The organism is Mammaliicoccus sp. O-M54 (assembly GCF_022386035.1).
GTDB classification, from domain to species: Bacteria; Bacillota; Bacilli; order Staphylococcales; family Staphylococcaceae; genus Mammaliicoccus; species Mammaliicoccus sciuri_A.
The window spans coordinates 107,718-125,327 of the sequence record NZ_JAJNJE010000003.1; the positions used below are offsets into that span (position 1 = coordinate 107,718).

The 17,610-nt window shown below is 31.3% G+C and carries 21 protein-coding genes; 5 read left to right on the forward strand and 16 right to left on the reverse strand.

The window, feature by feature from the left end; genetic code table 11:
* Positions 1–14: 14 nt before the first annotated feature.
* Together comGB and comGA are read right to left on the reverse strand one after the other, a co-directional pair.
* Positions 15–1,055 (reverse strand): competence type IV pilus assembly protein ComGB, encoded by a 1,041-nt coding sequence (gene comGB / locus LQ673_RS06440; protein ID WP_126477508.1) that lies wholly within the window; start codon positions 1,053–1,055, stop codon positions 15–17.
* Positions 1,045–1,947: a competence type IV pilus ATPase ComGA gene (comGA, locus tag LQ673_RS06445; protein WP_239745022.1), complete on the reverse strand. Its 903-nt coding sequence runs from the start codon at positions 1,945–1,947 to the stop codon at positions 1,045–1,047. The genes comGB and comGA overlap by 11 nt, the downstream gene beginning before the upstream one ends.
* A gap of 153 nt (positions 1,948–2,100) precedes the next feature.
* Here comGA and LQ673_RS06450 point away from each other — a divergent pair, with 153 nt between their 5' ends.
* A complete protein-coding gene (locus LQ673_RS06450) occupies positions 2,101–2,349 on the forward strand; it encodes a DUF2626 family protein (RefSeq protein WP_025904960.1) in 249 nt (82 codons plus the stop codon).
* 32 nt (positions 2,350–2,381) lie between these two features.
* On the opposite strand, the gene LQ673_RS06455 is transcribed toward LQ673_RS06450, so the two are convergent.
* A complete protein-coding gene (locus tag LQ673_RS06455) occupies positions 2,382–3,014 on the reverse strand; it encodes an MBL fold metallo-hydrolase (protein ID WP_126477510.1) in 633 nt (210 codons plus the stop codon).
* A gap of 97 nt (positions 3,015–3,111) precedes the next feature.
* Here LQ673_RS06455 and LQ673_RS06460 point away from each other — a divergent pair, with 97 nt between their 5' ends.
* Positions 3,112–3,351 carry a DUF2759 domain-containing protein gene (locus tag LQ673_RS06460; protein WP_016911885.1) on the forward strand — a complete coding sequence of 80 codons (240 nt, stop codon included), beginning with the start codon at positions 3,112–3,114 and terminating at the stop codon, positions 3,349–3,351.
* A 29-nt stretch (positions 3,352–3,380) separates the two neighbouring features.
* On the opposite strand, the gene LQ673_RS06465 is transcribed toward LQ673_RS06460, so the two are convergent.
* The 13 genes from LQ673_RS06465 to LQ673_RS06525 form a co-directional block, all read right to left on the reverse strand.
* On the reverse strand, positions 3,381–3,695 hold the full coding sequence (locus LQ673_RS06465) for an MTH1187 family thiamine-binding protein (RefSeq protein WP_048539720.1): 315 nt from the start codon (positions 3,693–3,695) through the stop codon (positions 3,381–3,383).
* On the reverse strand, positions 3,695–4,666 hold the full coding sequence (locus tag LQ673_RS06470; protein WP_126477511.1) for an ROK family glucokinase: 972 nt from the start codon (positions 4,664–4,666) through the stop codon (positions 3,695–3,697). The genes LQ673_RS06465 and LQ673_RS06470 overlap by 1 nt, the downstream gene beginning before the upstream one ends.
* Positions 4,663–4,854, reverse strand: coding sequence for a YqgQ family protein (locus tag LQ673_RS06475; RefSeq protein WP_078099923.1), 192 nt, complete (start codon positions 4,852–4,854; stop codon positions 4,663–4,665). The genes LQ673_RS06470 and LQ673_RS06475 overlap by 4 nt, the downstream gene beginning before the upstream one ends.
* A 4-nt stretch (positions 4,855–4,858) precedes the next feature.
* Entirely contained in the window at positions 4,859–6,307 is a 1,449-nt protein-coding gene (locus LQ673_RS06480; RefSeq protein WP_191835611.1) for a rhomboid family protein, read from the reverse strand.
* Positions 6,308–6,862, reverse strand: a complete 555-nt coding sequence (locus LQ673_RS06485; RefSeq protein ID WP_126477513.1) for a 5-formyltetrahydrofolate cyclo-ligase — start codon at positions 6,860–6,862, stop codon at positions 6,308–6,310.
* A gap of 149 nt (positions 6,863–7,011) precedes the next feature.
* On the reverse strand, positions 7,012–7,161 hold the full coding sequence (rpmG, locus tag LQ673_RS06490; RefSeq protein ID WP_016911879.1) for a 50S ribosomal protein L33: 150 nt from the start codon (positions 7,159–7,161) through the stop codon (positions 7,012–7,014).
* Positions 7,162–7,237: 76 nt separating this feature from the next.
* On the reverse strand, positions 7,238–7,885 hold the full coding sequence (gene phoU / locus LQ673_RS06495) for a phosphate signaling complex protein PhoU (protein WP_049318772.1): 648 nt from the start codon (positions 7,883–7,885) through the stop codon (positions 7,238–7,240).
* 1 nt (position 7,886) lies between these two features.
* Positions 7,887–8,675 carry a phosphate ABC transporter ATP-binding protein PstB gene (gene pstB / locus LQ673_RS06500; RefSeq protein ID WP_232174216.1) on the reverse strand — a complete coding sequence of 263 codons (789 nt, stop codon included), beginning with the start codon at positions 8,673–8,675 and terminating at the stop codon, positions 7,887–7,889.
* A gap of 78 nt (positions 8,676–8,753) precedes the next feature.
* A complete protein-coding gene (pstA, locus tag LQ673_RS06505) occupies positions 8,754–9,656 on the reverse strand; it encodes a phosphate ABC transporter permease PstA (RefSeq protein ID WP_025904173.1) in 903 nt (300 codons plus the stop codon).
* Between the two features lies 1 nt (position 9,657).
* Positions 9,658–10,587: a phosphate ABC transporter permease subunit PstC gene (gene pstC / locus LQ673_RS06510; RefSeq protein WP_037588290.1), complete on the reverse strand. Its 930-nt coding sequence runs from the start codon at positions 10,585–10,587 to the stop codon at positions 9,658–9,660.
* Between the two features lie 66 nt (positions 10,588–10,653).
* Positions 10,654–11,604 (reverse strand): PstS family phosphate ABC transporter substrate-binding protein, encoded by a 951-nt coding sequence (locus LQ673_RS06515; RefSeq protein WP_037588292.1) that lies wholly within the window; start codon positions 11,602–11,604, stop codon positions 10,654–10,656.
* A 436-nt stretch (positions 11,605–12,040) separates the two neighbouring features.
* A complete protein-coding gene (locus LQ673_RS06520; RefSeq protein WP_126477514.1) occupies positions 12,041–14,086 on the reverse strand; it encodes a peptidoglycan D,D-transpeptidase FtsI family protein in 2,046 nt (681 codons plus the stop codon).
* 190 nt (positions 14,087–14,276) lie between these two features.
* The gene (locus LQ673_RS06525; protein WP_025904177.1) at positions 14,277–14,879 is read right to left on the reverse strand and encodes a superoxide dismutase; all 603 of its coding nucleotides are present in this window, start codon (positions 14,877–14,879) and stop codon (positions 14,277–14,279) included.
* Between the two features lie 164 nt (positions 14,880–15,043).
* Between LQ673_RS06525 and LQ673_RS06530 the strand changes: the two genes are divergently transcribed.
* From LQ673_RS06530 to LQ673_RS06540, 3 genes are read left to right on the forward strand one after another with little or no spacing between them, the layout of a single operon-like run.
* On the forward strand, positions 15,044–15,799 hold the full coding sequence (locus tag LQ673_RS06530; RefSeq protein WP_126477515.1) for a DUF1189 family protein: 756 nt from the start codon (positions 15,044–15,046) through the stop codon (positions 15,797–15,799).
* Between the two features lie 32 nt (positions 15,800–15,831).
* Positions 15,832–16,932: a flavodoxin-dependent (E)-4-hydroxy-3-methylbut-2-enyl-diphosphate synthase gene (gene ispG, locus LQ673_RS06535; protein WP_103361136.1), complete on the forward strand. Its 1,101-nt coding sequence runs from the start codon at positions 15,832–15,834 to the stop codon at positions 16,930–16,932.
* A gap of 18 nt (positions 16,933–16,950) precedes the next feature.
* Complete coding sequence (locus tag LQ673_RS06540; RefSeq protein WP_191835613.1) at positions 16,951–17,514, forward strand: 5' nucleotidase, NT5C type; 564 nt, start codon at positions 16,951–16,953, stop codon at positions 17,512–17,514.
* The last annotated feature ends 96 nt before the right edge of the window (positions 17,515–17,610 follow it).

A 17,610-nucleotide genomic window follows, 5' to 3' on the forward strand; every position in this document is an offset into this window, starting at 1 on the left:
TTAAAACATTCCTTTCACTTTATACCTTCTACCATTTGCAGCATCGGTAGAATAATTATTAGATATAGCGTTACGATTAATAAAGCTAGAACACCAAATACTACTGGTTGTATCCATTTGAGATGTTTTAAAAAAGTCTTCTCTAATGTGTCTAGCATAAAAAGACTGTAATAATAAAGTTCTAAATCTAATTTAGATTTATTTTCTCCGTGATTGATATAGTGTATAAAATTAGATTCAAAGCACCCTAACTTCTTAATTGAATTTGGAAATGTCATACCAGAAACTAATGATTGATTGATGGAATGTCCAATATATTTCAAAAAGTCATCTTTAGTTTGCAACATATATATTTCAATAATTTTAGTAAGGGTAATACCATTTTGAATAAAAAAGGAAAAATCTCTAGATATACGATATGAGTTATACATCGTAATGTAACGATTGATGATTGGAATTTTCTTATATATAGCTAATTTACGAGCCATTTCTTTATCCATAAAATTCATATAACTGATAAGATAAACGAGGAATAAAATGAGGACTAACGCTAAAATGGTTATTGGTAAATAAGAAAATATTGTCGTGATAATACGTAACGAAGTAGAAATTTCTACATTCATTGAAGCATAAATTTCTGTGAATTGAGGAATAATGGTTTGATTCACAACAGCGAGTAACATAAAAAAGATGCTGAATAATAAAGCGGGATATTGAATTGTTTTTATAAATCTTTGTTTAACTTGTTCAATCTTTTTTAAATATAGAATAGAGTGTTCTAACGTTTCATTCAAATTACCATATTGTTCACCAAAGTATATTTGAGTAATAATGACTTGCGGATAATTAAACAGTTTAAGTATTTCATGTAATTGACCAGTCTCTTTAACAATTTCACAAGCAGTCGTATTTAAATTATGCTTTTTAAGTTGTATGAATTGATCAGACAGTAATTGAATAGCTTCTAGTAAAGTGAAACCTTGTTTCAACATATCTAACAGTCGTGTTAAATATAATACTTGGTCTTTTTTTAATACATTTTTCTTACGTTTCATAATCATTCTCCATATATTTAATAATGTCATCTTTAAAAATATAAGACATAACTAATGTTCTTGTTTCATCATTTTTCTTCACAAGACGTTGGTTCGTGATACATGAAATACCTTGTTTAATTTGTTCGACTGTTACACCTAGTTCAATTAGTCGGTGGATTGCCCCGATTGTATCACTCACATGCATAGTTGAAAGAACTAAATGACCACTTAAACTTGCCTGAATAACTTGCTTAGCAGTAACATCATCTCTTATCTCCCCAATCATAATAACGTCAGGATCACATCTTAAAATAGCTTTAAAGGATTGTTGATAAGTTATGTTAGCTTTTTCATTGACTGAAACTTGGACAATGCCATTTAATGTTTGTTCTACAGGATCTTCAATCGTAATAATATGTTTATTCTTCTCTCTCTTTAACGCATACATCAATTCATACATTAATGTCGTCTTACCTGATCCTGTTGGCCCCGTAAATAGAAATAACCCCTCTGATTGATACATTCTATTTTGTAGAACGATATATGATTGATCTTCTAATTTTCCATGTGAGTGATTAAAATGTTGAGGGGTTATTCTAATGGAACTAGATTCTATTCCTAAACTTATTGGTATTGTAGAAATTCTTAAGTAATAATGAATGTCATGTTCATATAGATATTGACCGCTTTGTGCTTTATTACGTTCACTTACATCAAGATGCGCGATAAATTTCATATAAATGAGTAGCCTACTATACAATTTAAAGTCTAGATTTAAATCATAAGGTGTATTATCGCCATTTATCCTCATTTGAACAAAGACTTTATCATCGTTTAAAGGTACAAAGTGAATATCACTCGCATTTGAATTAACAGCATCGTTAATAATTGACTTAAATAATTTCTCCATAATCTCCTCCTAATATATATAAACGCTTCCAATTAGCTAAATTACTTGTTTAATGCTTATGAATTTGCGTTAAAATGCTATTTACTTTTGTATAGAGTAACTTTATAATTAAATATGAATAAGAAAGTAAACACAGAGGGGGTTCTTAAGAAGATGGATAAAGTTTATAAAACTCTAGGCTTCTGGACTGCTATTTTTGCTACGATGTTTTATGTCGGTGGTATGGACATGATGGCATATTTCTTCTTAGCACAAACTGGATTTTTCGTATTGTTGGGATACTTAAAATTAACAGAAAGAATGTATATGTATATATTCGCAATTTATTTAGTATTATGTTTTGTTGGATTTACATATTATTCTACATTCTTATTAGAGCCAAGTTTTGGAGCACATCATTAAAAAAAGCATTACACAAACGTGTAATGCTTTTTTTAATTAAATCCATTTAAATACGGATTTGTCATTTCTTCATCTGCTATTGTTGTCTCCGGTCCGTGACCTGGGAAAATAGTTGTATTTGGATCTAGTTCTAACAACTTATCTTCAATTGAATTCAATAATGTTTTTGTATCACCTTTATATAAGTCCGTTCTGCCAATTCCACCTTTAAATAAAGTATCACCTACTATAGCAAAGTCGCCAAATACAAATGATAAACTACCCGGTGAATGTCCTGGTGTATGGATCGCTTCAAATTTAAATTCGCCAATCTCATATTCTCCAGGTTCCATTATTTGTGGAACAGTATGTTGAACCACTTGTGGCAATTGATACATTGCAAATTTTTTAGAACCATTTTTCTCTGTATCTGTTAGCCACGATTTTTCTTCAGGATGTACATATACTTTCACATCAAATTCATTTGCGACATCATCTACTGCACCTATATGATCAAAATGAGCGTGTGTTAATAATACAGCACTCACCTTTTTATTATATTGTTTAATTTGTTTATTTAAAAACTCGCCATTATCTCCCGGATCTATCACGAGTAATTCGTTTTCACCTTCGAGAATATAACAATTTGTTTCTACAATTCCTAATGAAAAACTATGTACTTGCATTTTATTTCCTCCTCTTTTAAAAAGTATCTCGACAAAACCACATATTAATTATACAATTAATATGATAATAAAAGAAATTTGTATTGGGGGTATTGGAATGCCATTTATCGACACAGGGGAACTATTTGAGTTATTTGGAGTAAAAATCCATATCGGTGTTAATATTTTCTCATTATTAATGCTAGCTGTTTTTATTCTAGCTATATTTGGTTTAATTTCAGCATTCAAAAACAAAAATATTTTGGGCATTCTTTTTGGTGCAATAACTGTAGTATCTTTTGGGTTCTTCTCATTAGCTACAATCTTTACATACGGTTATCCAATTTTACATCATTAAAGAAAAGACGAGTTTACACTCGTCTTTTTTTATTTGTTCAAATGTTTATTAACAGAATCTAATTTATCGTTCATTTTTCTAGACTTATCTCTTCTATCATCAATTCGGATATTTGTACAAACTCTGTCTAATCCTTTATTGAATGGACTTTCATGAATTTCTTGAATAATTTCAAGTAAATCTTTTAAATCACCTTCAATAAGCGTATTCATTGGTGTTAATTGATAATCAATTGTACCTGCTTCTTTATGCTTTTCTAAGATCAATTGAATATCTGCAATATATTCACTCACACTAGGTCCTTCTGTTCCCACTGGTATTACGACTACGTCAACTATTGCCATTATTCATTCTCCTTTTCTATTACATATGTCTTAATTAGACCAGCTGCACCGATGATACCTGCGTCGTTACCTAGTTGTGCTACTACGATGCTTGTACCATCTTGTGCAGGTTTAAATGTCATTTTTTCATAATGCTTTTTAATAAATTGGATAAGAATATCACCGGCTTTACTAACGCCACCACCAATTATAATATATTTAGGGTTAGTCATGACGCTAACAACACTTGCAGCATAAGCTATGTAACCAGCAACTTTATCAATGATAAATAAACTGAATTCATCTCCTGATTTTGCAGCATCAAATACGTCTTTAGCTGTTACATTTTTACCTGTTATTAAGTCATGAATACTTGATTTCATATTGATATTTGGATAATAATGATGCACTAAATTAATGACACCTGTAGCAGAAGCAACCGTTTCAAGACAGCCCTTCATACCACAATTACATTGAAATCTCTTCTTTTGGTCTACTAAGAAATGACCTATTTCAGCGCCTGAACCATTATGGCCATGAATTAATTCCCCATTTGAAACAATGCCGCCGCCTACACCTGTTCCTAGCGTCATACAAACAACATCACTTTCATTTTGGCCAGCGCCTTTAAATTTTTCTCCTAAAGTTGCCACATTCGCATCATTATCTACGTAAATTGGTCCATCAAAATATTGTTGCATATGTTTTCTAACTTCAATGTTACCAGTCCAATTTAAATTCACAGCACCGTTGACGATACCATTTTCAAAATCAATTGGGCCAGGTACACCGATTCCCATACCGATAATGTTCTTGATATCGATATCTTTTCTATTCAGATGGACAACGAATGAATCATATATATTCTCTAATATGCCTTCTCCAGTTTTATTCGTTGAAATTTCCCATTTCTCTTCGATATTTAGTGAACGATCAAAAATACCTAATTTACAAGTCGTACCACCAATATCAGCTGATAAAATATGTGTCATTTTTTCTCAATCCTTCTCTGATTTATAATAAGTCTTGCTTGTAAAAATGTTTCTTTATCAATAAGCATAGATTGATACATAGCTTTTATTTCTTGTTCCATCATTTCTAGTTGATCTTCTTCATCTTTAAAATAAATAATATAACCAAATTTTTTAAGTAATTGTTGTACGTCGTATAAATTATTCATAAAATTAACTCCTAAACGCATCAATTTCATCTTTTAATGCTGCATAATGTTTATTCTTTTTATCAAGCTTTATGGCCTTATTAATAAACTTATTTGCTTTATCATAGTCATCTTTTGCTCTATAACCTAAAGCTAATTGGTAATTTAATTTAGCTGAATTAGGAAAAACTTTTAAGCCTCTTTCCCATTCTAGTATCGCTTCATTCAAAGATGTATTATTCGCTACGATTAAGCCACTTAAAATATATGTCTCATCCGACTCGAAGTTCTTTTCTTTAATTTGCTTTACCATAGTTTCTGCTCTATCAAAATCACCGTTATTCATAGCATCTTTCGTTAATTCATCATATATATAATGTTGTTGTCTGTTAAAGATGATAACGATCAAAATGATGATGATCACTATAAAGGCAGTAATATAATAAAGTTTGAATTTATCATGTTCCATCCATTTGTACATGATAAACATTAAGATTGCCCCGCCAACAAATCCACCTAAATGGGCAAAGTGGTTCACATTATTAATAAACAATGCTAATAACGAAATAATCACAATACCGATAAATGTTTGTAATACAAATTGTTTATTAATATTTTTACGTGTAAATAAATACACAATAAATGCACCAATTAATCCGAAAATGGCACCACTTGCACCAATTGAAATAGATTGTGTATCTATACTAAGCGATACAATACCTGTAAATAGACCTGATATGAAATAAATGGTGAACATTTTAATGGACCCTAATGCACCTTCAATCAGTTTACCGAATATAATAAGCGAAAATACATTCATCATTAAGTGTGTAAAATTCGCGTGTATAAACATGGACGTTAATAAACGGTACCATTCACCGTGTACTACATTGAAGTGCACAAGTCCGCCGTAATCGACTAAATTAATTTGGCCAAAATGATTAAAAATTAAAACTAAAGACAGCCATACAATTACATTAGCAGCTACTAAAAAGTATGTTACCGGTGAAAACTTAAGCATAAAGCTATCAATAAAGCTCGCATTCAATAATTTGTTTTTATATGTCGTAACAGGATTTGTTCTATTACGTTTAATTTGATGTTTCGTTACGAAGTGATGAGATACTTTCTCAAAATCACCAAGCTCATATAAAGCATGATATCTAATTTTAGGTCGTTTAGTATGATTAAATTCAGTGAAATCTATCTCTTTTTCGGTAATATAAAAAACATCTAATTGTTCAAAACTAAACCCTATACTATCAATTAAGTCACCTAAATGGTCAGTGATTTTTTCTAAGTCAAAATCAACTTCTTGATGTGTAGGCGTCTTATGTATAAATCTTTTGACAATTTTTTTAGATTCATGGGTCAACCATATTTCTGCTTCTTCTTCATCAATCGATATTATTTTGTAGCCTTCAGTGTAGACTAAATAATATATCGACTTCCACATTTGTTTTGTTTTATCCATCTATTCTTCTCCATATATATCATTTGGTGTCAACATTTCATCAACTGGTATATCATGTGATTCAGCATCAAAGTTTCTTAACTGAAAAGGATATAACAAACTTATTGTATGTCCATTATAACGAGATAAATATTTATCATAATACCCTCCACCATAGCCTATTCGATAACCAGCTTGATTAAATACAACACCAGGTACAATAATTAAATCAATATCATCACTAATTTCAGTTTCTTGATTAACATACTTAATGCCTTTTTGATCAATTGCAATGGAATTCAAATCAAGTATTCGCTGAAATTCCATTTGTTTCGTTTCGTAATTGGTTCTCGGTACGAATACTTTCTTACCTATATTTAAAAGATGTTCAATAATAGGTATCGTATTGACTTCATGATCCATACTCATAACGATAGCAATTGAATTGGCTTGCTTAAAATTGTTATGTTCAAATAATTGTTCTTTTAAATTTAAATCATATTGTTCTTTTTGAGATATGTCTTGATTTCTCATTAAATTCAATATTTCTTTTCTTAAATTTTTCTTGTTTGACATGAATTTAACACTTCCAAATATTGATTAAATTTTTATCAGTTACACATAATATGATAACACAAGAATTATTGTGATAGGTAGTCGTACAACCTTTAAAGGTATTAAAAAAACACATTCCCGTATAATGGAATGTGTTTTTATTCGTTTTATTATTTTGTTTCTCTATGAAGAGTGTGTTTACCGTCACGAGCACAATATTTTTTCATTTCAATACGCTCTGGGTTGTTACGTTTATTCTTTTTAGAGATGTAGTTTCTTTCACCACAATCAGTACATGCTAAAGTTACATTTACGCGCATGATGAACCCTCCTATTCTTATTTCAATTAATATACGACCTTATTATAATACCATCTATGCTTATATAATTCCAGTACTATTTTTCAATAGGTTCATAGTGTTCACCAGTTATATAATAATAGCAACTTTCACTGATATTCGTGATGTGGTCTCCTATTCTTTCTAAGTATCTTGCAGCAAGATGTGCTTGACCAGAAATAAATGGATCGTTATCGATTAAATATGTCGTGTTATTAATCTCACGATATAAATCATCAATATCATTGTCGCGATCGATAATTTCTTTTATCAACAATATATCTTTATCATTAACTGCCGCTTCTAAATCTTTTAACATTAGCATAGCCAATTTACCCATCGTTTTTAATCTCGTTAGTATAAAGTAATCTGTTATTTTAACTCTTTTTCTGATTTGAGCAATATTAGTAGAATTGTCTGCCATTCGCTCTAATTCAGAAGCTATTTTTAAACCTGAAATCATAACACGAAGGTCTGTCGCTATAGGTTGTTGCTTTGTAATTAGCATAACTACTTTTTCATTAATGTCATATTCCATTTGGTTAATTTTTTTATCGTATTTGATTAAATTACGAGCATTGTTTCTATCTTCATCACTCAATACAGATATTGATTGTTCTATCATAAAGTATACTTCTTTACCCAACACAAATAAATCATTAATGAGTGAATTTAATTCATCTTCATATTTTTCTCTAATAACCATATTATCCAAATCTCCCAGAAATATAGTCTTCTGTTTTCTTATCTGTTGGGTTAGAGAAGATTTTATCTGTTTGATCGAACTCATTTACATAACCGTTTAAGAAGAACGCTGTTTTATCAGAAATTCTAGCTGCTTGCTGCATGTTATGTGTCACGATAATGATTGAGTATTTAGTTTTTAATTCTTGCACTAATTCTTCAACTTTTAATGTTGAAATAGGATCAAGTGCTGAAGTTGGCTCATCCATTAAAATAACATCTGGTTCAATTGCTAAACATCTCGCTATACAAATTCTTTGCTGTTGTCCACCAGATAATCCATATGCATTCTTATCTAGTCTGTCTTTACATTCATCCCAGATTGCTGCACCTTTTAATGAACGTTCAACGATTTCATCTAGTACCTTTTTATCTGTAATACCATGAATTCTAGGTCCATAAGTAATATTGTCATATATTGATTTCGGGAATGGGTTTGGTTTTTGAAACACCATACCAACATTCGTTCTTAATTCTTCAACACTGTATTTTTTGTCGAAAATGTTTTTATCTCTATAAATGATCTCACCAGATGTTTTAACACTTGGAATTAATTCAATCATTCTATTTAATGTTTTAATATAAGTTGATTTACCACATCCAGATGGTCCAATAATTGCCGTCACTTCATTTTCTGCAATATCTAAATTTATATTTTTAAGCGCATGAAAATCTCCATACCATAAATCTAAATTATTCGTTTTATAAACAATATTTTTATCTTCTACTGCTATTTGTTGATTTGCTGTCATTTCATTTGAAGGTATATTTTGAGATAAATCTCTAATTTTTACGTCTGTCATAGTCATGACCCCTCTTCATTTTGATTATTATAATTTTCTTTGATATTTATTTCTAATATAGATTGCGATTGAGTTCATAAGAATTAAAATTACGAGTAATACGATAATTGCTGCTGATGAAACGAACTGAAATTCTGCTTGTGGCAACTTAGCCCAGTTGTATATTTGCATTGGTAAAGCTTGGAAAGATTCAAATATACTATTAGGTGTTTTCATCAATATGGCAGGAATACCGATTACAACAAGTGGAGCTGTTTCTCCAAGTGCTCTTGATAGTGCAAGAATTGTCCCTGTTAAAATACCAGGTATTGAAGCTGGTAATACGATGTTTTTAATCGTTTGCCATTTAGTACCACCTAATCCTAATGATGCTTCTCTAATAGATGATGGAACAGCTTTAATTGCTTCCTGACTTGCTACGATAATAATTGGTAAAATCATAAGTGACATCGTTAATGCTGCTGCAATAACTGTCTTACCTAGAGATAAGTTTTCAATACCTGCACCACGTACAAATATTGTTAATCCTAATAAACCAAATACGACTGATGGCACACCTGCTAAATTTGAAATATTAACTCTTATAAATTTCGTAAACCAGTTTTCTTTTGCGTATTCAACCATGTATATCGCTGTACCAACACCAAGAATGATAGATATAGGTGCTATTGTCATCATGAGCCAAAGTGTCCCAATTAAAGCACCTTTAATACCTGCACGTTCAGGTGATGTTGATGAGAAGTTTGTGAAGAAATCTGTACTTAGATAAGGAATACCTTTTCTAAATATGTCAAATAGCAAAATAGCTAATACGATTAAGCCAATTAATGTACAAACGAAAAATATTGATTTTATGACTTTATTTTTCATTAGTCTTGTCGGTAGCTTTTTACGAACGACGGTTTGATCAACTAAATTAACTTCTGACATATTAATACTCCTCTCTAAATCGTTTTGTAATCCATTGTGAAATGATATTCATAATAAATGTGAATATAAACAATGTGAAACCTACAGCATAAATACTGTAATAAATATCAGATCCGTAAGTCGCATCTCCAGTTGCAACTTGGACAATGAATCCTGTCATTGTTTGGATAGATCCTATTAAACTAAAGCTTGAATCCGGTGTACTACCTGCCGCTAAAGATACGATCATTGTTTCACCAATAGCTCTTGATATCGCTAATACAACAGATGCGATGATACCAGATAAAGCCGCTGGAAATACGATTTTAGTTGCAAGTTCAAACTTTGTTGCACCTAATCCCAGTGCGCCTTCTTTAATTGAATCAGGTACCGAACTCATTGCGTCTTCACTCATACTCGTAATCATCGGTATAATCATGACCCCCACGACTAAACCTGGACTAATTGAGTTAAAGCTTCCTAAATCAGGGAATATACCTCTTAAAATTGGCGTTACAAATGTTAACGCAAAAAATCCGTAAACAATTGTCGGAATACCTGCTAATATTTCAAGAATGGGTTTAATAATTCTTCTTGATCTATCAGAAGCATACTCACTCAAATATAGTGCTGCACCTAATCCAACTGGAACAGCAAAGATTGTCGCTACTGCTGTAACTTTCAACGTTCCTAAAATCAGTGCGAAAATACCGTATTTAGGATCAGATGAAAATGGTGCCCAGTCTTTCGTAAATAAAAATTCAAATGGATTCACTCTCGTGAAAAATGTTGCTGTTTCAGTTACAAGTGTGAATAATATCCCGATTGTTGTAAGTACAGAAACTGAAGCGATTAACAATAAAATAATGGGAACAGCTTTATCCGCAAAAACTTTACCTTTATTATTGCTATTTTGCTTAATCAATTCTTGTACTGAAGTTTGTTGTTTCATAAAAATAACTCCTTCATTTTGAAAAAGGGCGATTACTGACCGCCCTCTGCTTAAATTTATTAATGATTATTTTTTAAATTTTTCTAACGTTTCTTTATCTTCTTTATACTCATCATCTTTCAACGGAACATAACCAGCATCTTTAGCAGCATCAGCTGAGTTATCAATTACATATTCCATAAATCCGTAAAACGCATCATTATCTTCTAGTGATTTATTTTTCGCATATACGAATAATGGTCTACTTAAAGGATAGCTACCATCATTTACTGTTTTATCTGTAGGTTCTATTGCTTTTCCATCATCTTTAATCTTCACAGCTTTAAGTGAATCTTTATTTTCTTGATAGAAGTTATATCCAAAGAATCCGATCGAATCTTTATTATCTTGGACAGATTTAACGATGACATTCGTGTCAGCATTTTTCTCAGATTGTAAATCTTTTTCATCTAATACTTCTTCACTAAAGAAGTCGTAAGTACCATGTGATTGGTCTGGTGAAAATGCTTTGATCTTTTTATCAGGGAATTTTGAATTAACATCTTTCCACGTTTTTGCTTTGCCGCTATAAATTTTTGCTAATTCATCCATACTCAACTCATCAACAAAGTCATTATCTTTGTTAACAGCTACTGTTAAGCCGTCTTGAGCAACTTTAAACTCAGTGTATTCTATTTTAGCTTTTTTCAATTTTTCTTTTTCTTCATCTTTAATATCTCTAGAAGCATTTGAAAAGTCTGTTTCTCCCGCTATGAACTTTTCAAATCCACCACCAGTTCCTGATACACCAATTGAAACTGAAACATCAGGTTGCTCGGCTGAGAAGTCTTCGTTTATTTTTTCCATAACTGGTGCAACAGTTGATGAACCATCACCTTTAACTTCACCACTTAATTTTTTATCATCTGAAGATTTAGTATCCCCGGAACTAGATTTTTCAGCTGCCCCACCACAAGCTCCTAATAAAAGTACAGAACTTAAAGCTGTTGTTGATCCGATTAATTGCCACTTTTTCATGTTAAATCCTCCTAATTAATATCGCCTTAATCTTTATTACATCTTTACTTTACAATTTCTTTATTAAGTACAAATAAATTGAATGTAAATTTTGTGTTAACTTCGTATGAAAACGTTTTAAAATGTAAAAAATGAAGAGAATGGTGTTTTATTATGGGGATATTAGTTACAAAAGTCGCAAGAACTGTAAATAAGAGCCCCCATAGTTACAAAAGTCGGGAGAACTGTAAATAAGAGCCCCCATAGTTACAAAAGTCGGGAGAACTGTTAATATAGACCCCTTAGTTACAAAAGTCCGGAGAACTGTAATTATGCATGCACAAACAAAATCGTAATCTACTCGAAAAACAAATTCACAAACAAAAAAATAACACCTCATTTCTACTGAATTAATCAGTAAAATGAGATGTTATATTGATTCAATCTTTATATTGAGTTATTTTCTATCTTTAAAGTAATAGTTAATAATATCTCGACCTAAATCCCCACCTGGTAACCATGGTTCTGGTACGGGTTGGTTTGTATATGTGATAGAGAATGATAATTCAGGATTTTTAGCAGGTGCATATCCAATATATGTTGAGTTTACTTTCGGTTTACCATCTTTGAATACTTCTGCTGTACCTGTTTTACCAGCTGATCTTACGACCGTTTTATTAAAACTAGAATAACCTGTTCCTTCTGGCTTATTAAATGCCATATCGAAACCTTTTTGTACTTGTTTTATTTCTGCATCACTATTATTAACCTTATTCATCACTTCACCTTTAAATGTCTTTTTAATAGGTCCAAGTGAATCTTCATTTGTAGAATTTCTAATTTCTTTTGCTAAATGTGGTTTCAATCTATATCCATCGTTCGCAATAGTTGCGACATATTGTGATAACTGTATAGGTGTATAAGTATCAAATTGTCCGATTGCTAAATCAATGTAGTTACCTGGGTTATCTTTAATTGGTTCAATTTGACCTGCTGATTCATTTGGTAAATCAATGCCTGTTTTAACACCTAAACCAACTTGATTTAAACCTTTACGTAATTTGATACCTGCTTGTTCTACATCAGATGGTAGTGACATACCACTACTGTATGGAGATCCAGCTAATAACAATGCTGTCTTATACATAAATACGTTTGATGAATGCATTAAAGCTTCAGCATCTGTAATTGTTTTTCTGCCATTTTGGTTAAAGTATGATCGTTTTGTTAAACCACCACTAAATTTTAATGGTTCATCGACCATTGTATCGCCAACATTTAATACGCCGTTTTGGTAGCCAGTAAGTAATGTAGCACCTTTAACAGATGAACCTACTGTATATTGACTCGTGAAGTTACCTATATGGTTATCCGTAATCTTGCCATTTTTGTCAATATCACGTCCGGCCATTGCTAATACATCACCATTTCTAGGATCTTGGACAACAACCATAACTCTGTCCATATCTGTAGCGCCTTTACTTCTTAATGATTCAATGTGTTTATCAATATATTCTTCAACTTTTTTCTGTAAATCTATATCGATTGTTAACACTAAATCGTTACCACGTGAACCTTGTGAAATAACTTCAGAACTTGTTATTTTCCCAGATTTATCAGTGACATATTTCATTTTCTTCTTAGAGCCTTTTAAAATATCTTCATATTGATATTCTAAGTAAGATTTACCAACTCTATCATTTCTAGAATATCCTTTCGCGAGATAGTCATTCACTAACTCTTTAGGCAAACCTTCTTCTTTACTTGAAACATTTCCAAATAAAGTTCTTAAAGTGTCACCATAAGGATAACGTCTTTCCCAGTCCATTGTTGTATTAACGCCAGGCAGTTCAGATAAATGTTGAGATACAGCTGCATACTCATCATTTTTAACACCTTCATTTTTTATAACAACAGGACTCAGCTGAGATCCAGAATTCATTTCTCTAAATATCGCAAGGATTTGTAAATCCTTTTTAGATAATTTATCTGTATATTTAGATGTCACTTTGTCGTACAAAGCTTTATCATAATCATCTTGACTAATATTGCCATCTGAGAATAAAGCTTGTTCATCTTTCATTAACTTATGAACTTCATCTTGATTTCTCAATATCCAAAAATCTTGCTTATCACGTTCTGTAATCTTTGAAGTATCCATCTTCATTAAGTGAGATAGTTTTTCAGCGATTTTTAAAATATCATCTTGGCTCGTTCTTCTATCTCTCGTGTATGTAATTGCCTTTTTAGACTCATTGTCTACTAATACTTTACCGTTTCTATCATATATACGGCCTCTAGGCACCGATTCATTAACTGTAATAGATTCTGTACTATCTATCGCACGCTTGTATTCTCCGCCTTTTACAATTTGTAAATAACCTAACCGCATAATGAGCACAGAGAATAAAATGACGACTACTGCCAATATTAGGCTTACGCGTTTATTCATTAATAGGCGAAATGCTTCTTCTTTTGATTTCTTTTTTACTCGTTTCAACAACTAAACCTACCTTTTTAACTCTATTATAATAATTTCATCATATATTATTATGACTTACATTGCTATTGATATAGGTAAATTTTTATAAAAAAAGAGTGGAGCTGAAATCTCGTTTAAATAAAAAGATTTCATTGCTCCACCCCATCAGGATGATTGTTTTATTAATCAGTCATCCAAATTTAAAGTCGAATTATTTTGCAGCTTGGTATAATTCGTTTACTTTATCCCAATTTACAACGTTCCAGAATGCATTAATGTAATCTGGGCGTCTGTTTTGGTAGTTTAAGTAGTAAGCATGTTCCCAAACATCTAAACCTAAAATTGGAAGTTTACCTTCTGAAATTGGGTTATCTTGGTTTGGAGTTGAAACAATCGCTAATTCGCCATTATCTACAACTAACCATGCCCATCCTGAACCAAAACGGCCAGCTGCTGCAGCTGCAAATTCTTCTTTGAATTTGTCTAATGAACCAAATGTAGAACTAATTGCATCTACAACTTCTCCTGAAGGCTCAGAAGCATTTGGAGTTAATAGTTCCCAGAATAATGAATGATTATAATGTCCGCCACCATTGTTTTGAACTGCAGTACGGATATCATCAGGAACAGAGTTTAAGTTTTTAACAATATCTTCAATAGATTTGCTTTCTAAATCTGTACCTTTCACTGCATCATTTAATTTTGTTACATAAGTGTTATGGTGTTTCGTATGATGAATCTCCATAGTTTCTTTATCGATGTGTGGTTCTAATGCATCATACGCATATGGTAATTTTGGTAATTCAAAAGCCATAAAAAATCATCCTCCTCATTTGTTTTACATACCTATCTTATCAAGATTAAAGTTTTATAACAAATAATTTGTTTAATAAATAATCAAAAAATTTTTAATTCTTATGTATCGCCTTGCAACAGGTGTTTTTAAACATTATTATTAAGTGAAGAAGAGGTGAATTTATGCAGTATATAAAAGAGCTTAAAAGGTTATTTAAGCATCCTAGTAAGTATCCAATGTTTAGAATTACGAAGTTAAGATACATATTCCTTCATATATTATTATTAAGTTGGATATTAATCATACCTAATTCTATTCAATACATACAAATCACTCAAAATTTATCAACGTTAGTCAATGATGAAGTGACAGAGATACCTGATTTTGAAATCAATCAGAACAAAATGATTTTATCACAAGATAAATCTATCCAATTAAATCATCATCAAACGGTAGAATTTACTAAATCTAATGATTTCGAGATGAAAGATCACCATTTAATCGTGTTTAAACCAAATCATATTGAGATTTCAAATTATAGTGACTACACAGAAATTAGCTATGGTTCCCTATCTTCCCTTGTTACCAATCAAGACGATTTAATTAAGTTTATTGAAACGATAAATGATTCTAAATATTTTTACTTAAGTTTGATTGTTGTCTTTCTATTATTTATTCAATTTTTAAGCTTATCTATCAAAATTGGTATTCTAGCATTTGCTGGACATTTATTGGGAATGATTTTACGAAGAAAGACTCGCTTTATGACTTGGTTCAAAATGATGACATTTGTGATAACGCTTCCGACTTTAGTCCTATTATTAGGAATGATTACAGTGATTCCTTTATTAATAATTGCTTCATGGTGTATAATCATTTTAAGCATTGTTATGATTGCTATGTATTTACCTAAAGGAAAAAGACCTGCTAAAGTGTAAAGATTAGCAAATTTAAACAAAGGAGTCTTATCATGTCAGAAATCATTCATCGCACTAAAACGAGACCTGTTAAAGTTGGGGATTTAACGATTGGCGGTTCAGATGAAGTTATTATTCAAAGTATGACGACTACAAAAACATATGATGTTGATGCAACTGTAGCTGAAATCAAACGATTAGAAGAAGCTGGTTGCCAAATTGTTAGAGTAGCTTGTCCAAATGAAGAAGACGCATATGCAATTAAAGATATTAAAGCGCAAATCAATATACCTTTAGTTGTAGATATTCATTTCAATTACAAATTAGCTTTAATTGCAATTGAAAATGGCGCAGATAAGATTCGAATCAATCCAGGAAACATTGGTAGACGTGAAAAAGTTGAAGCAGTTGTCAAAGCATGTAAAGAAAAAGGTATTCCTATTCGAATAGGTGTTAATGCAGGATCATTAGAAAAACATATTATTAAAAAATATGGCTACCCTACTGCTGATGGTATGGTTGAAAGTGCATTACATCATATTAAAATACTCGAAGATTTAGATTTTCATGACATTATCGTATCAATGAAAGCAAGTGACGTAAATTTAGCTATTGAAGCATACACGAAAGCAGCTCAAGCTTTTGACTATCCACTACATTTAGGTATAACAGAAAGTGGCACACTATTTAATGGAACGGTTAAATCGTCTGCAGGATTAGGCGCAATACTAAGCTTAGGGATTGGAAATACGTGTAGAATTTCCTTATCAGCTGATCCAGTCGAAGAAGTTAAAGTAGCGAAATCTTTGCTTAAAGCATTTGGTTTAGCGAGTAATGCTGCTACATTAATTGCTTGCCCTACTTGTGGACGAATAGAAATTGATTTAATCTCGATAGCAAATGAAGTAGAAGAATATATTTCAAACCTTCAAGTCCCATTAAAAGTAGCTGTACTTGGTTGTGCAGTTAACGGTCCTGGTGAAGCAAGAGAAGCTGATATCGGTATTGCTGGTGCACGTGGTGAAGGATTACTGTTTATGAAAGGCAAAACCGTTCGTAAAGTACCTGAAAAAACAATGGTTGAAGAATTAAAAAAAGAGATAGATAAATTAGCAATTGAAATGGAACAAAATAAAGAAGCTCAAAAAGCATAAAGTAAAAGGTGAATTTTTATGAATCAAAAGCCAAGATTAGGTATAGATATTGACGGCACAGTTACATGTCCAAAAACATTTGTACCTTATTTACAAAGAGATTTTAATCAACAACTTAAATATGAAGATATTACAGAATACAATTTAGCAAATGTCTTAAACTGTAAAGAAGAAGAAATGTTGAGTTGGTTTAAAAATAATGAATCACATATATACCAACATTCCCCTGTTGCAGAAGGTGCAAAAGACATTTTGAATCAATTAAAAGATGACTACGAACTTTATTATATAAGTGCAAGACATCATTATTTAGAAGATATTACGAAAGAATGGTTCCAATCTCATCATATACCATTTGATCAAATTACATTAACAGGCAGTCATAATAAATTAGAAGTAACAAAAGAACAGAATATTGATATTTTCTTTGAAGATAAATTAGATAACGCAGAAGATATCAATCATTATTTAAATATCCCTGTTTTCTTGTTTGACACACCATATAACCAGAAAGATTTACAAAATGATATATATAGAATTAAAAATTGGCATGAAGTATCAACGTTACTTAATAGAATATAGTTAAAACCTGGCCCATATGTGAGATGGACCAGGTTTTTTCATGTATTGTGTAATTAAATGGTCGGCTAACGATCTTGTTTTGTTTTCTTGAACGTT

Bases quoted from the DNA above. Each gene is read 5' to 3' on its own strand.
- pstC (WP_037588290.1), bottom strand. From the start codon at position 10,587: ATGAAACAACAAACTTCAGTACAAGAATTGATTAAGCAAAATAGCAAT.
- LQ673_RS06485 (WP_126477513.1), bottom strand. From the start codon at position 6,862: ATGTCAAACAAGAAAAATTTAAGAAAAGAAATATTGAATTTAATGAGA.
- ispG (WP_103361136.1), top strand. From the start codon at position 15,832: ATGTCAGAAATCATTCATCGCACTAAAACGAGACCTGTTAAAGTTGGG.
- comGB (WP_126477508.1), bottom strand. From the start codon at position 1,055: ATGAAACGTAAGAAAAATGTATTAAAAAAAGACCAAGTATTATATTTA.
- LQ673_RS06465 (WP_048539720.1), bottom strand. From the start codon at position 3,695: ATGGCAATAGTTGACGTAGTCGTAATACCAGTGGGAACAGAAGGACCT.
- LQ673_RS06480 (WP_191835611.1), bottom strand. From the start codon at position 6,307: ATGGATAAAACAAAACAAATGTGGAAGTCGATATATTATTTAGTCTAC.
- LQ673_RS06450 (WP_025904960.1), top strand. From the start codon at position 2,101: ATGGATAAAGTTTATAAAACTCTAGGCTTCTGGACTGCTATTTTTGCT.
- pstA (WP_025904173.1), bottom strand. From the start codon at position 9,656: ATGTCAGAAGTTAATTTAGTTGATCAAACCGTCGTTCGTAAAAAGCTA.
- LQ673_RS06475 (WP_078099923.1), bottom strand. From the start codon at position 4,854: ATGAATAATTTATACGACGTACAACAATTACTTAAAAAATTTGGTTAT.
- rpmG (WP_016911879.1), bottom strand. From the start codon at position 7,161: ATGCGCGTAAATGTAACTTTAGCATGTACTGATTGTGGTGAAAGAAAC.
- LQ673_RS06540 (WP_191835613.1), top strand. From the start codon at position 16,951: ATGAATCAAAAGCCAAGATTAGGTATAGATATTGACGGCACAGTTACA.
- phoU (WP_049318772.1), bottom strand. From the start codon at position 7,885: ATGGTTATTAGAGAAAAATATGAAGATGAATTAAATTCACTCATTAAT.
- LQ673_RS06525 (WP_025904177.1), bottom strand. From the start codon at position 14,879: ATGGCTTTTGAATTACCAAAATTACCATATGCGTATGATGCATTAGAA.
- LQ673_RS06460 (WP_016911885.1), top strand. From the start codon at position 3,112: ATGCCATTTATCGACACAGGGGAACTATTTGAGTTATTTGGAGTAAAA.
- LQ673_RS06515 (WP_037588292.1), bottom strand. From the start codon at position 11,604: ATGAAAAAGTGGCAATTAATCGGATCAACAACAGCTTTAAGTTCTGTA.
- comGA (WP_239745022.1), bottom strand. From the start codon at position 1,947: ATGGAGAAATTATTTAAGTCAATTATTAACGATGCTGTTAATTCAAAT.
- LQ673_RS06530 (WP_126477515.1), top strand. From the start codon at position 15,044: ATGCAGTATATAAAAGAGCTTAAAAGGTTATTTAAGCATCCTAGTAAG.
- LQ673_RS06470 (WP_126477511.1), bottom strand. From the start codon at position 4,666: ATGACACATATTTTATCAGCTGATATTGGTGGTACGACTTGTAAATTA.
- pstB (WP_232174216.1), bottom strand. From the start codon at position 8,675: ATGACAGCAAATCAACAAATAGCAGTAGAAGATAAAAATATTGTTTAT.
- LQ673_RS06455 (WP_126477510.1), bottom strand. From the start codon at position 3,014: ATGCAAGTACATAGTTTTTCATTAGGAATTGTAGAAACAAATTGTTAT.